The following is a 14,057-nucleotide window of genomic DNA, read 5'->3' as shown; positions in this document are numbered from 1 at the left end:
AAATGAGTAATCAAAAAGTAATCAAAAACTTAAAAACGTTTTCAACTGCGGCTGAAAGATTTGAGGGTTCTCACGTTTTATGTCCGGGATGTGCCCACTCAATCATTGTAAGAGAAGTTTTAAATGCAACAAACGACAACTTAGTAGTTGGAGCTTCAACAGGTTGTTTAGAAGTTTGTACAGCTATATATCCTCATACTTCTTGGGACTGTTCTTGGATTCATATCGGATTTGAAAACGGTTCAACTGCGATTGCAGGAGCTGAAGCTATGAATAAAGCTTTAAGAAAAAAAGGAAGAATCAGTCCGGATACTCCGGAACCTAAATTCGTTGCATTCGGTGGAGACGGTGCTACTTATGATATCGGTTTCCAATGGATTTCAGGATGTTTTGAAAGAGGTCACGATATGATGTATGTTTGTTTAGACAATGAAGTTTATGCAAACACAGGAGGGCAAAGATCTTCTTCTACACCAATTGGAGCTTCAACTACAACTGCACCTGCCGGTTCTACATCTTACGGTGAAAAAAGAAACAAAAAAGATATGCTTCAAATTATGGCAGCTCACGGTTCTCCTTATGTTGCACAAGTTGCTCCGAATAAATGGAAAGATATGGTTAAAAAAATCCAAAAAGGGTTTGCTACAAAAGGACCTGTATTTATTAATGCAATGTCTGCATGTACGACAGAATGGAAATTTCAACCTCATGAAACAATTGAAGCTTCAGATTTAGCTGTTGATTCACTTGTATTTCCACTTTATGAAATCGTTGACGGAACTGAACTAAATATTACATACAGACCTAAAAATATTGTACCTGTAAGAGATTATTTAGCATTCCAACCAAGATTTAAACACCTGTTTAAACCTGAAAACGAATATTTAATCGACGAATGGCAAAAAAGAGTTGATAAATATTGGGAGTACTTACAAAGAAGAGAAGAAGCAAGAGTTTAAAACAACTTTTATCTTATTTCAAAGAGGGATTTTATGCCCCTCTTTGAAAAAAACTACTACAAATAACTTTTTAAATTTCATCTTTATATCCTGCTTGAAAATTGTTTTATATCCAAATATTTCTATTCTAAAAATAAAATTAAGAATGATATTTATAATTATATTTTTATTAATTGTATAAAAAATAATATTTTTATAATCATATATATGCTATATTTACGATATTATTATAAATTTTATAAATAAAATAATTTATTTATTCTTACAAAAGGTCTTTTACATGTTAAAAAATCATAAAGATGAGTTAATATTATTATCCACAATTCTAATAATCTCTATTGTTTTGATCTCACTTGATAGCTTTGAATATCTTTATAATCTTTCAAGAAAATATGAACATTTTCAACTTGATGAATTTTTCGTTATCTTTATTGCTATTTCTATCTGCACTACGTTTTATGCCCTAAAAAAATATTTTGATTTAAAAAAAGTGAAAAACAGATTAAACTTTTGTAATCAAAGAGATACACTAACCGAACTTAAAAATCGTGAAGAGTTCTTTAAAGTTTGTGAAACCCAAAAAAAGTATCTAATTTTATTAAATATTATTGATTTTACGAACTTTAACAAACATTTGGGATTTAAAAAAGCAGATGAACTGCTTAAAAAAGCGGCTTTATGCTTAAGAGATATTGTTTATGAAGAGATAAAAGAACCCACATATAGAATTTACGGAGATGAATTTGCTTTTTACTACGATAAAGATAATATAAAAGAGGTTTTAGAATCCCTTAAATCAAAGTTTGAAGAGAGACTTTTTGAAGTAGACTCTTATAAATTTTATATGCATTTAAATATTGCTTATTCTAATACCAAACCGAAATATTTAACTGCAGCAGAAGCTCTTCTTGCAATAAGAAAATCTATTGAAAAAAGTATAAGTTCGTATAATCCTCAAAAAATTTATTGTACAAACTCTTTGGATATGTTAAATATTATTAGAGAAGCATTGGACAAAAATCAAATTATCCCCGTATATCAAGGTATTTACGATAACAACTCTCAAGAAATATATAAATACGAAACTTTGGCTAGGATAAAAAAAGATGATAAACTTATCTCACCTTTTGAATTTATAAATGTTTCAAAAAAATTTAAACTTTATCATAAAATAACCCATAGAATAATCGAATGTGCTTTTAATGATTTTAAAAACTCCTCTTGCGAATTTTCAATCAACCTCTCATATATCGATATTATCAATCAAAATACCTGCAATTTTATCTTTTCAATGTTAAAACAAAATCCCCAAATTGCAAAAAGATTAACAATAGAGTTTTTAGAAACAGAAAATATTGCCGATTATAATATTTTGATTGAGTTTACAAAAAAAATAAAAGAGTATGGAACCAAAGTTGCTCTCGATGATTTTGGAGCAGGATATTCAAATTGGAATAATATTCTAAAATTAAACCCAGATTTTATAAAAATTGACGGAAGCATTATTCAAAATCTTTTAGGAAATGCCGAAAATATCAATTTAATAAAACTAATAGTAGAATTTTCTAAAATGAACCAGATAAAAACTATTGCCGAATTTGTAGATTCTAAAGAGCTTGCAAATCTTATAAAAGAGCTTAAAATCGACTTTTCTCAAGGTTTCTTATTTGCAAAACCTAATGAAAAAGCTCAAATATGCCTTTAAACAAGATAATTTAAACACTTGTATATTTTATAAGCAAAATACAAAAAAATTCATCCCCTCTTTTTGTTATACTTTTAAAAACTTCAAAAGGAAATATATGGGAATATTTGATGTTACAACGCAGGTAAAATCACATAATATTGAAAAAAAAGATAAAATAATCACTCTTCTAAAAGAGACTCTTTCAAAGCAATCTATTGATACAGAAACACAAAAGAACCAACTCTTTTTTAAAAAATTCAAAGCCCCAAAAAATTTATTGCCTTATGATTTAAAAGTGACTGTAGAAAATGCAAAAGAGAGTTTTTCGTTAAATTTTGAAGCAGAACTTTTAAATGTCTGGATACTGGTTGTTTTTATAGTTCTCAGTATTTTTTTTACTTACGGAATCGGAGTTATTTTGGTTATTGTCTTTGCCTATTTACAAAAGTTAACAGCAACTAAATATATAGAAAACAGTTTTCAGAAAATCAAAAAAGAGGTAACACAGGAATAAAATTTGCATTTACTTTTTAAAGGATATGCAAATGGATATTTATCAAAAAGCTTATGATTGGGCAAAAACGTATAATTTTGAACCAATCGAGATAGAGTACGCTTCAAAACTTGCTCTTAAAATGTTGGACGACTCTTGCCAAATGAGCAGTGAAGACAGAAAAATGTTTTTTTATGTTTACGATGCCATCTCAGATAGAGAAGATATCTCTCTTGATGATGATATGAACAAGCTTGTTTTATTGGCAAGGGATAGAGATACTATTTACTCAAAACCTCAATATGTACCTATAATACATGCTTGTAGAGTGGAAGTTATTCCAAATATGCTAAAAGTTCATATGAAAGCTTATAAAAAAATGGTTAGAAAAAATTTAGGATTACTCTAAATACAAAATTTAAGACTTTAAAATAGGAATTTAGATAAAATCACAAAAACAGACTCCTTTTAGTCTTAACTAAAAGCGGTAAAAAGGAAAACCAAATGCCATTATTAGACAGCTTTAGAGTAGATCATACAATTATGCCGGCACCTGCCGTAAGAGTTGCAAAAACTATGAAATCACCTTCAGGAGATGTTATTACTGTATTTGATTTAAGATTTTGCGTACCGAATAAAGCAATAATGAGTGAAAAAGGTGTACACACTTTAGAACACTTGTTTGCAGGATTTATAAGAGAACATTTAAACTCTGATAAAGTAGAAGTTATAGATGTATCACCTATGGGATGCAGAACGGGATTTTATATGAGTTTACTTGGAAATCCAAGTGAACAAGAAGTAGCGGATGCTTGGAAAAAATCTATGGAAGATGTATTAAAAGTAAAATCACAAGCAGATATTCCCGAACTAAATCTTTATCAATGCGGTTCATATAAAATGCACTCTTTAGATGAGGCAAAAGAGATAGCAAAAGAGGTTTTAAATCATAAAATAGGTGTTATGTCAAACAAAGAGTTATACCTCTCTGAAGAAAAACTAGAGAGCTTAAACTCATAAAAGTTTTAAAGAGAAAATTCTCTTTGAAACCTCTTTAAAGGCAAAAATATAGATTTTATAAAAACCAACGACGGCTCAAATACACTCTTTTCTACAAAATACAAGCAACACTTTCATGATGTAAAAACAGGGGCAATAAAAGAGTCTTTGATAAAACACGTTATTCCTGCTTTTAACTACAAAAAAAACAGAAAAAGTCTAAAAATTCTTGATATCTGTTTTGGTTTGGGATATAACACATTAAGCACGATTTACTATGCAAAAAAATATTTTCCCGATATTAAACTTGAAATATATTCCCCGGAGCTTGATTTAGAGCTTGTAACCTCTTTAAAAGATTTTAAATACCCAAAAGAGTTTGATGAATTGTCAAATATAATAAAACAACTTTCAACAAAACAAAAATATGAAGATGAAAATATAAAAATAGAACTTTTTATTGGAGATGCAAGAGAGTATATAAAATCCTTGCACAATATAGATATTGTTTATCAAGATGCTTTTTCAAGTGAAGTAAACACTGAACTTTGGAGCGTAGAATATTTTAAAGATATCTTTAACTGCACAAACAATAATTGCATAGTAACCACCTATTCAATTGCTACAAATGTAAGATTATCTTTATATGAAGCAGGTTTTAAAATCTATGAAATAAACCCGACAGGAAAAAGAAAACAGACAATAGCTTTTAAATCAAAAGTTGAAATTGAAGCAAAATATATAGATATGGAACTAAAGAAACAGAGAAATAAAGAAGCAAAAGCTATTTTTGATAAAGTGGATTGACCCAGATTTTTGAAAGGTCTTTAAGTTTATGAAAAAAATTTGAGACTGTTCAGAGTTTTGTGTCAAAGTTTGATAGTCCTAGAATTTCAGCATAGTTAAACTTACTTAGCCTAATTTGTGCCAAAAAGTACAGGTTGTTGAACTTGTTTTATAATTTATCTTTGTAGCAATTTTCTGTCCACATTACTCCTCTTAATATATTTAACATTTTGCAGGTTTATTACGATATCACCTTAATATACATACATTATGTACTATTATCGTCTAAATATCGACAATAAACATACATAAAAAGCATATCATAAACTTAAAATTTATTTAAGAAGTATCTCAGTTTCCAATGTTTTTTATAGTAATATTTAGAAAAATACTTTATTTACGGTCTTTGTAGGCATTTTGATATAGAAGACTTTTTGTGCATGTTATTTGTTCATTTTTAGGGTGTTTTATATATAATGTATATTTAATAAATAGTTATGTACAAGGATGAACTGAATGCCTAAAGTAAAAATCAAAATTATAATGATTGGACATATTGATAGAATCGTTAATTTTGATTTAATTAAAAACCATACATCTGAACTGTTTTCAATTGAGGGATTGGATAGAAAAAATGACTTGCCACCCCCATCAAAAAATGATGGTTACTTAGATGTAGTTTATTCTGTTGATGAAGTAAAAAGTATTTTATCAGATGTTAATTGTGATGGTATTTGCATCGCTGTAATGAATTATAAATTTTTAGATAACTTTTATATGCATAGAATAAGTGAAAATAAAATATGTATTTCAGTTTCAAACTTAGAATACGTATTAGCTAAAAAAGATATATCTTTAGAAAATTTTATTTTAAAAAATATTTATGAAATATTTGCTTTATATACAATTTTCAACTCAGATTTTAGTGCTAATGTAAATGAGTTTACACATGAAGACACTAGAGGTTGTTTATTTGATTTAAATGGTGACAAAAATGATATTATTTACAATACAGAAAAACCAATTATTTGTGATGAATGTTTATCAAGAATAAACAAAAAAACGATCCCTGATGATTTTATCAAAATTATCACAAAAGAGCTTAATAATATAAAGAAACCTTGGTTGAAAAGTGTTGAGTTATTTATTAAAAAATATCCACTTTTATCCATATTGATAACTATTGTATTTTCTACATCTATAAATATATTATCAAGTTTTATTTGGAAATTAATTAATGGTACATAACAAATCAGGGGAGCTAATAAATTACCCTAAGGGAAATTTATTAGCTCACTTCAAACGTTAACTGAAAAAGGAATCGTCATAGAATATTTTGAATACGGACAAGACAAAAATAATCAAGAATTTATTCTTGCACAATCTACAGTACGAGAAATATATGATTTTATGTCTATTGAACAGATAAAAAATAAAATTAATGAAACCCATCAAGTTAATGCTACAAGTCATAAAATACAAGATATTTTTATTGATAAATGTAAAGACTTAGGTTTTAGAAGCGAGAAAAAAGGTTTATTTTCTGATTACAAAACACCTCAATTAAGACCAGACTATTATAAGCCTATAAATGAAACGGGTATTATCATGGAAGTTGAAAGAGGAAAAACAATAACAAATAATATGGATTTACTTGATATATGGAAATGTCATATTTGTAAAGAAGCAGATTATTTATTATTAATTGTACCAATAGTCAGACAAACTAATAATGGACGAACCACTAAAACTTTTGATCCTGTTGTAAATAGAATTGATTCATTTTTTCGAGAAGAAAACTTTATCAATGTAAAAGGCTGCTTTATAATTGGATATTAAAACAGTTAACAAATCAGAGGAGCCAATGAATTATCCTGCGGGCAATTCATTGGCTCATTTTAAACGTTAATTTCCTAAATCTCTTACTTTTGGAACAAAATTAGAAAATCTAACTTATTGGCTTTATAACCTTTATTTAGAGATATAATTTGTTCCCAAAAGCGTTCAAGAAGTAGAATTTAGAGATTCTCTCAACTCCTTAGGACTTTTTGAACAACAAAAATCACTTTTTAAGTCATAAGTTTAAAGATTTGGTTATCAACTCATATAAAAATTTATTATTTTTTTGCTTTAAACTGTTCTTCCAAAGCTTTTAGTTCATCGGCATTTTGTTGAGCTTTTTTTACTGCTTCTTCAAAAGCAAAGCCTTTCATAATAATTTCATATAATTTTGGCTTCTCTTTTCGCCAATTTCTTAATGTCATAGGAGTTATATTTAATAATCTAGCCATGTCTTGTTGTGTTAATTTCATAAAATAACTTTACATTAAAAAATCTATGAAATAAATTCGCAATATAATTGCCTTTTATTCAATATAAAAGCAAAATATTATCTATATTTAGATAGTATTTTTCTGTTTATTTAAATTTTACGAAAATATTTTGCTTTATTTAAGGACTATTTTGAAAAAAACAAAACTCTACGGCTTTGCTTCACTATTTACATTTATTATGTTGATTTTATTTTTTATATTTGTGTATTATTCAAATTTACTTGAAAATATTTAGTTTTAAAATGAATTTAATCTAACTTTTCAAAGAAGTTCTTCATATCTAAATTCATTTTTGAAAAGGCAAACCATTTTTTACCTAAATCTTTTAAACTTGCTCCTATAAGATAAATCTCTTTTTTATCAAAAATTAAAAATCTATCATGAGAATTTTTAAAAGTTTTTATAGTTACATTTTTATATTGTTTCTCATATTTTTCAAAATCTAATTTTAATTGCGGGGAGATACTCTTTGTATAAATAATTGTATTGATATTGGGAAATTTACTAAATAAAGTCAAAACAGAATCATCTATATAATTGTCTATTAAAATAATTTCATCTTTAGCAAGTTTTAACAAATCATTTATAAAAGAGTAAGCATCATAGATCTGTCCATCGTAAAAAATACCTTGATCAGTTTCTAACTTATTATTTTTTACAAGTGTTTTAATCTCATCTAATTGAGATTTTAAAATATTTACATCATTTTCTAAGTTTACAAACCTTTCATTCGTAATCTTTTCACTATTTATAGTGTAACCATTTAAAATATAACTTTTTAAAACCAAGGTTGCCCATTGTCGGAATTTAATAGCCTTAACAGAATTTACTCTATAGCCAACTGCAAGGATAATATCTAAACTATAAAAGTTTACCGGTTTATCAGAATTTGCAATATGCATTTTTTGCATATTGCTTTTTTTATCAACTTCTTTATCTTTAAAAATATTATTAATATGTCTACTAATAACACTTTGATCTTTTTCAAAAATACAACTTATTTGTGCTTGTGTAAGCCAAACTGTTTCACTATCCATTGAAACATTTAATTCTAATTCTCCATCATTATAAATTACAATATTTGATATATTATTCATTAAATTACCTTTTATTTAGTAATTTCAAACTTTAACATAAAAATAAATTTTGACTAAAAAATATTGCAGTTTGTTATATATTTATAAAAGATTGAAGATAATTAGTTTTATATCAAAACTCTTAATTACTCCTCTTCAACAAGATTATCTAAAATATATTTTTCTAAATCTTTTTTTGAAATCTCTTCTTTGATAGCTTTTAAATATATCTCTTCTATTTTTTTATTATATTCATCATAAGGAAAATATGGGAATCTAAGTGCCCAAGATCTTTTTATCTGTTTATATGTAATTTCATCTCTCATTTTTGCAAGGAAAAAATTAAAACCTATAAAAATAACTGCTGTTATAATCATTGCACCTAAAATAGAGATATGAGGATCAATATTTGCCAAAGGTTGGTGTAAGATTGCAGAAAGGGGAATTAAAATAGCCAATACAATTAAAATATATACTAAATAAGCTCTTGCAAGATTTAATCTAAAACCCAATTTTGAAGGGTCTGCATGCATTCCTTCATTAAACTGTCTGTTTGCTTCTAACAAATCTCTTAGAAGTAAAGGTTGTTTTGATAAGATATAAATATAGTCTAAAATTTTCTCTTTTAAGCTTTTTTCTTTTGTCATAGCTAATTCCTTTTTTTATGAAGGTTATTTTATCAAATTAATAGTAAAATTATTTGAAATTGTTAAAAATTTGTTAGTAAGATGAGATATGAAGTATTTATGGTTATTTGTTTTTTTTGGAGTTTTAATCTGGTCGGCAGTTAATCCTCATGATTATTTCACTTGGTTTTTGGAAGTTTTACCTGCCCTTGCAGGATTTGTTGTATTATCTTTAACATATGAGACTTTTAGACTTACATCTCTTCTTTATACTCTTATTTTAATTCATTGTATAATTTTAATGATCGGCGGTCACTATACTTATGCAGAGGTACCTCTTTTTGATACTATAAAAGAGCTTTTTCATCAAACAAGAAACAATTATGATAAATTGGGGCATTTGGCACAAGGATTTATTCCTGCTATGATTGCAAGGGAGATATTAATTAGAAAAGAGATAATCCCTTATCCCGCTTGGAGAAACTTTTTTATAGTCTGTTTCTGCTTCTCTCTTGCGGCACTTTATGAAGTTATTGAGTGGCTGGTCGCAGTATGTACGGGAACACAAGCCGAAGCTTTTTTAGGAACGCAAGGTTATATCTGGGATACCCAAAGTGATATGGCATTTGCACTTTTAGGAAGTATTCTTGCTTTACTAACTTTAGGTAAATATCACGATAAACAATTGAAAAAATTTTTTGAATGAATATAAAATATTACCCAGCCTAAAATTGACCAAAAGAACTACTCTTTTTTCATAATGTAAATTGAATTGGCTATTAGTGTCAACAAAATAATACTTCCACCCATAAAAGTATAGGTGCTGGGAACTTCTTTTAAAACCATCCAAACCCAGACAGGTGCCATAACTGTTTCAATAATCATTAAAAGACTAACTTCACTTGCATTTATAAATTTTGTTCCGTTAAATATCAAAACTCTTGAATACGGTGTAATGATTAATCCCATTAAAGCTACAACGCCAAGATTATATAAATCAATATTTATTGTATCACTTACAAAAAAAGCTATTAGAGCTAATGATATTCCCGTCATTCCTGTTAGTGCCACACGATTTATATTTGTGTATTTTGACATAAAAACAAAAGACAAAGAAAAAGTAATCGTGCATAAAAGTGCTAAAAGATTACCTTTTAGATTACCTAATCCAAGCTTATCGTTAAAGATTATAAGAAGTCCTAGAATCATAAAAAATGAAGCAATAAGAACATTTATTTTTATTTTCTCTTTATAAAATAGATATGAGAAAAGAGAGGTAAACAAAGCTCCTGTTCCTATAATAAGTACAACATTTGCGGCAGTCGTACTTTTTATTGCCCAAATAAAGAAAATATTTGCACTACCCATCAATATAGCAGATAAAAGAAAAATATAAAAAGATGTTTTCGTAATATCTCTTATAATATCTCTTTGTTTTAGAATAAGGAAGAAAAACATTGAAACAAACATAAATATTCCAAGATAAAAAGAGAAAGTAAAAGCCGAGACGGAAGTCAGTTTTATAAATAAAGATTCTAAACTCATTATAAAAACACCCAAAGCGGTTATTAAAATACCTTTTGTATTATTATTCATATTTTCTCTCTAATATTTTTTTAGATATTGTAATAATTGGCTTTAAAATGGGGCACGATAATAGCACAAGTTGATTGTTCAGGATCTATTTGGAAAGTCTCACTTAAAGTTACACCGAACTCTTCAGGGTTTAACAAATCAAAAATCTCACGGCTAAGCTCCAAATCTGGACAAGCTGCATATCCAGGAGAGTATCTGCAACCTACGTATTGTTTCATTTGTACATCATTTAAAGTATGCCCTTCATGTGGAACTATATCCAAATCAAGTCTAACTTGCTTATGAATTACCTCAGCTAAAGCTTCCGCTAACTCCACTCCTAATCCATGCACTTGATAGTACTGTGAAAACTTGCTTTGTTTATAAAGTTCAGCTTCATACGGGCTTAGTTTAAGTCCCGCACTTGCAAGTGAAAAGGCAACCACATCCAATCTATCATGGGCAAAAAAATCGGCAATACATCTATGAGGTTTTCTTTTTTGTCTTGGAAACTCAAAAACTTTTATCGCTTTTTCAAGAGGAGGTACTTTTTTTGCTTCCTCTTGGGAATTAAAACCATACTCTTTATCAAAAACATAAAGTTTATTCTCTTTTGCAATACAAGGATAATAAGCATAAATTGCAATCGGCTCAAAAAGTCCTTTTGAAATAAACTCTTCTTTTAACTCTTCGTAAAGAGGTTCTACAACCTCTTTTTCATGTTTTAAAAACTCTTCGGAACTTTGTTTAGCTCTTTTATATCCCCATCTTTGTCTAAAAAGAACTCTATGATTTATCCATTTAAAAGCTAAATCTTTATTTACCATATTTCTATTTTGAGCTACTCTTCCCCATAAAGGAGGAAAAGTAAAAGGTGCTTCAACAGGAAGTTCTACCTCCTCTTCTTTTACTATCACCTCTTCTTCTTTTGGTTTTGTAATTGCATCTTCATCCATTAAATCAGCTGCAAGTGCAGTATTACTTAAATCGCCCTCTTCTATTCTTTGCATAGAAACAACACCGTCAAAAGCATCTCTACAATAGAAAATCGGTCCATCATATAAAGGTCTGCAATAATCATTTACAAAGCCTTTTGTAAGTGCTGCTCCGCCTAAAAGAACAGGAATATCAATGCCCTGCTTTTGAAGTTCTTCAAGGTTTTCTTTCATAACGGCAGTTGATTTTACAAGTAACCCGCTCATTCCTATTGCTTGTGCTTTATGTTCTCGCACTGCAATTATAAACTCATTTATATCTGCTTTAATTCCTATATTTATTACTTTAAAACCGTTGTTTGAAAGAATAATATCCACAAGATTTTTACCCACATCGTGAACATCGCCTTTAACAGTTCCTAATACAAGTACCGTTTCACTGGCTTTTTCCTCTTTTGGCAAATATGGATTTAAAGCATCAACCGTTGCTTTCATAGTTTCGGCACTTTGAAGTACAAACGGCAGCTGCATTTGTCCGCTTCCAAAAAGCTCTCCTATAACTTTCATTCCGTCAATAAGCCACTCATTTACTATGATTTCAGGATTTACACTATGTCTTAACTCTTCAACCAAAGGAAGCATTCTCTCTTTATCCCCGTCTAAAAGAAGTTTTTTAACTTTCTCTATCGGTTCTAATTTTTGAAACTCTTCATCGCTGGTATCTTCTTGAGACTCAACATTTGAAAAGTGTTCGATAAAAGCAAAAAGAGGATCACCTTTTTCTTGATTGTTAAAAATCAGATCATCGCAGGCTTTTCTATCTTCATCACTTATTTTATTCAAAGGCAGAATATGTTTTACATTTACAATAGCACTTGTAAGCCCTGCTTTTACACAATGGTCAAGATAGATTGAGTTTAAATAGATTCTTGCATTTATTGAGAGTCCAAAAGAGATATTTGAAAGTCCCAATGTGGTACCCACTTCAGGATGTCTGATTTGAAACTCTTTAATTGCTTCTAAGGTCTCAATTCCTGCCGTTCTATACTCATCATCTCCCGAACCTATTGTAAAAGTAAGCATATCAAAGACCAAATCTTCAGGATTAAACCCGTGTCTGTTTACACATAAATCATAGATTCTTTCGGCTATTTCAAGCTTACGTTCTTTTGTTTTTGCCATCCCTACTTCATCAATTACCAAACAAACAAGTGCAGCTCCGAATTTTTTTGCCAATTTACAAATAGTATCAAACTTTTCTTCTCCGTCTTCTAGGTTAACGGAGTTAATAATAGGTCTTCCTCCTATTTGTTTAAGTGCCGCTTCAAGTGCAGGAATCTGTGTAGAATCAGGCATAAGAGGAAGTGCAACTTTTTGAGAATATAAAGATACGACTTTATCCATATCTTCTCTCTCATCTCTTCCTGCAAAACCTACGGAAACATCAATTACATGAGCCCCTGCTCTTACTTGCTGTTGTCCTACGGATAAAGTTCCTTCATAATCATTTGCCTTAAGCAATTCTCTAAAGGCTTTACTTCCTGTTGCATTACTTCTTTCTCCTATTAAAAGAGGAGCGGGGTCTTGCTTTAAAGGAACTACATTAAATAAAGAGGATAAAGAGGCTTTTAAAAATCCGCTTGGTTTTTTAGGAATTTTTCCTTTTAAAGCTTTACTTAAAGCCTCTATATGTTCAGGAGTTGTACCGCAGCAACCTCCTAAAAAAGATACTCCATTAAACTCTAAAAACTCTAAAGTCAGTTTTGTAAACTCTTCTGGCTGCATTGGATAATATGTTACGCCGCCTCTGTTTTGAGGAAGTCCCGCATTTGAGTGAACGGAAATTGGAAATCTGCAAACTTCACTTAAAGCTTTTACATGTTTATGTACCTGTTTAGGTCCCGTTCCGCAGTTAAAGCCTAAAGACAAAATATTAAAAGGACTCATAATAGCCGCAATTGTCATTGCATCTGTTCCTATAAGCATTGTTCCGCTTAATTCAATAGTTACAGATACCATAACGGGAATTTGAGGAGCTGCATCTTTTAGAGCATGAAGTGCAGCTTTAATTTGAAGCGGATCTTGGCAAGTCTCAAGAAGAAAAACATCAGCTCCTCCGTCAGCCAAACCTTGTGCCATAGTTTTATACCCTTCAAACATCTCATCATAAGAGATATGACCCAAACTCGGAAGTTTTGTTCCGGGACCTATTGAACCTAAAACAAATCTTGGCTTCTCTTTAGTGCTATATTTTTCACAACTTTTTTTTACAAGTTGCGCTCCTAATTTTGAAAGTTCATATGAGGTTTGAGCTATTCCATACTCATCTAAAACCCAAGGCATAGAACCGAAAGTATTCGTAGTAATAAAATCGGCTCCCGATTTTGCATAAGCATCATGGATATTTTCTAAAATATGAGGAGCGGTTAAATTTAGAAGTTCATTACACCCTTCTAAGTCTTCTCCTTCATATTGCCAACTCTCTTTTTTGATATCAGCTATTTGAAGCTGCGTTCCCATTGCTCCGTCAATAACTAAAACTCTGTTTTCTATTATCTCTTTTATTTTGTTTATCATTCTTCTTAATC

Annotated in this window: 14 protein-coding genes; 9 read left to right on the top strand and 5 right to left on the bottom strand. The window is 29.3% G+C overall.

Going from position 1 to position 14,057, the window contains the following annotated elements; translation table 11 throughout:
• Positions 1-2 precede the first annotated feature (2 nt).
• The 8 genes from AANAER_RS01315 (at position 3) to AANAER_RS01280 (ending at position 6,763) form a co-directional block, all read left to right on the top strand.
• On the top strand, positions 3-959 hold the full coding sequence (locus tag AANAER_RS01315) for a thiamine pyrophosphate-dependent enzyme (protein ID WP_044416605.1): 957 nt from the start codon (positions 3-5) through the stop codon (positions 957-959).
• Positions 960-1,239: 280 nt separating this feature from the next.
• On the top strand, positions 1,240-2,664 hold the full coding sequence (locus tag AANAER_RS01310) for an EAL domain-containing protein (RefSeq protein ID WP_129081445.1): 1,425 nt from the start codon (positions 1,240-1,242) through the stop codon (positions 2,662-2,664).
• Positions 2,665-2,761: 97 nt separating this feature from the next.
• A complete protein-coding gene (locus tag AANAER_RS01305; RefSeq protein ID WP_129081444.1) occupies positions 2,762-3,160 on the top strand; it encodes a hypothetical protein in 399 nt (132 codons plus the stop codon).
• 31 nt (positions 3,161-3,191) lie between these two features.
• Positions 3,192-3,548, top strand: coding sequence for a hypothetical protein (locus AANAER_RS01300; protein WP_129081443.1), 357 nt, complete (start codon positions 3,192-3,194; stop codon positions 3,546-3,548).
• A 95-nt stretch (positions 3,549-3,643) separates the two neighbouring features.
• Complete coding sequence (gene luxS / locus AANAER_RS01295) at positions 3,644-4,159, top strand: S-ribosylhomocysteine lyase (RefSeq protein WP_044416611.1); 516 nt, start codon at positions 3,644-3,646, stop codon at positions 4,157-4,159.
• 147 nt (positions 4,160-4,306) lie between these two features.
• Complete coding sequence (locus AANAER_RS01290) at positions 4,307-4,945, top strand: tRNA (5-methylaminomethyl-2-thiouridine)(34)-methyltransferase MnmD (RefSeq protein ID WP_228711129.1); 639 nt, start codon at positions 4,307-4,309, stop codon at positions 4,943-4,945.
• 495 nt (positions 4,946-5,440) lie between these two features.
• Positions 5,441-6,172: a hypothetical protein gene (locus AANAER_RS01285; protein ID WP_129081441.1), complete on the top strand. Its 732-nt coding sequence runs from the start codon at positions 5,441-5,443 to the stop codon at positions 6,170-6,172.
• 162 nt (positions 6,173-6,334) lie between these two features.
• Complete coding sequence (locus AANAER_RS01280) at positions 6,335-6,763, top strand: hypothetical protein (RefSeq protein ID WP_129081440.1); 429 nt, start codon at positions 6,335-6,337, stop codon at positions 6,761-6,763.
• 278 nt (positions 6,764-7,041) lie between these two features.
• Here AANAER_RS01280 and AANAER_RS01275 read toward each other — a convergent pair whose 3' ends face one another.
• The 3 genes from AANAER_RS01275 to AANAER_RS01265 all read right to left on the bottom strand — a co-directional run bounded on the left by AANAER_RS01275 (position 7,042) and on the right by AANAER_RS01265 (position 8,980).
• Complete coding sequence (locus AANAER_RS01275) at positions 7,042-7,236, bottom strand: helix-turn-helix domain-containing protein (protein ID WP_129081439.1); 195 nt, start codon at positions 7,234-7,236, stop codon at positions 7,042-7,044.
• 269 nt (positions 7,237-7,505) lie between these two features.
• Positions 7,506-8,354 (bottom strand): RhuM family protein, encoded by an 849-nt coding sequence (gene rhuM / locus AANAER_RS01270; RefSeq protein WP_129081438.1) that lies wholly within the window; start codon positions 8,352-8,354, stop codon positions 7,506-7,508.
• Positions 8,355-8,479: 125 nt separating this feature from the next.
• Positions 8,480-8,980: a hypothetical protein gene (locus AANAER_RS01265; RefSeq protein ID WP_129081437.1), complete on the bottom strand. Its 501-nt coding sequence runs from the start codon at positions 8,978-8,980 to the stop codon at positions 8,480-8,482.
• Between the two features lie 88 nt (positions 8,981-9,068).
• On the opposite strand from AANAER_RS01265, the gene AANAER_RS01260 reads away from it, so the two are divergent.
• Positions 9,069-9,665, top strand: coding sequence for a DUF2238 domain-containing protein (locus AANAER_RS01260; RefSeq protein ID WP_129081436.1), 597 nt, complete (start codon positions 9,069-9,071; stop codon positions 9,663-9,665).
• 38 nt (positions 9,666-9,703) lie between these two features.
• On the opposite strand, the gene AANAER_RS01255 is transcribed toward AANAER_RS01260, so the two are convergent.
• A complete protein-coding gene (locus AANAER_RS01255; protein WP_129081435.1) occupies positions 9,704-10,555 on the bottom strand; it encodes a DMT family transporter in 852 nt (283 codons plus the stop codon).
• Between the two features lie 20 nt (positions 10,556-10,575).
• Positions 10,576-14,046: a methionine synthase gene (gene metH, locus AANAER_RS01250; RefSeq protein WP_129081434.1), complete on the bottom strand. Its 3,471-nt coding sequence runs from the start codon at positions 14,044-14,046 to the stop codon at positions 10,576-10,578.
• Positions 14,047-14,057 lie beyond the last annotated feature (11 nt).

This window comes from Halarcobacter anaerophilus (genome assembly GCF_006459125.1).
GTDB lineage: Bacteria > Campylobacterota > Campylobacteria > Campylobacterales > Arcobacteraceae > Halarcobacter > Halarcobacter anaerophilus.
This window is presented reverse-complemented; position numbering and strand designations above follow the sequence as displayed.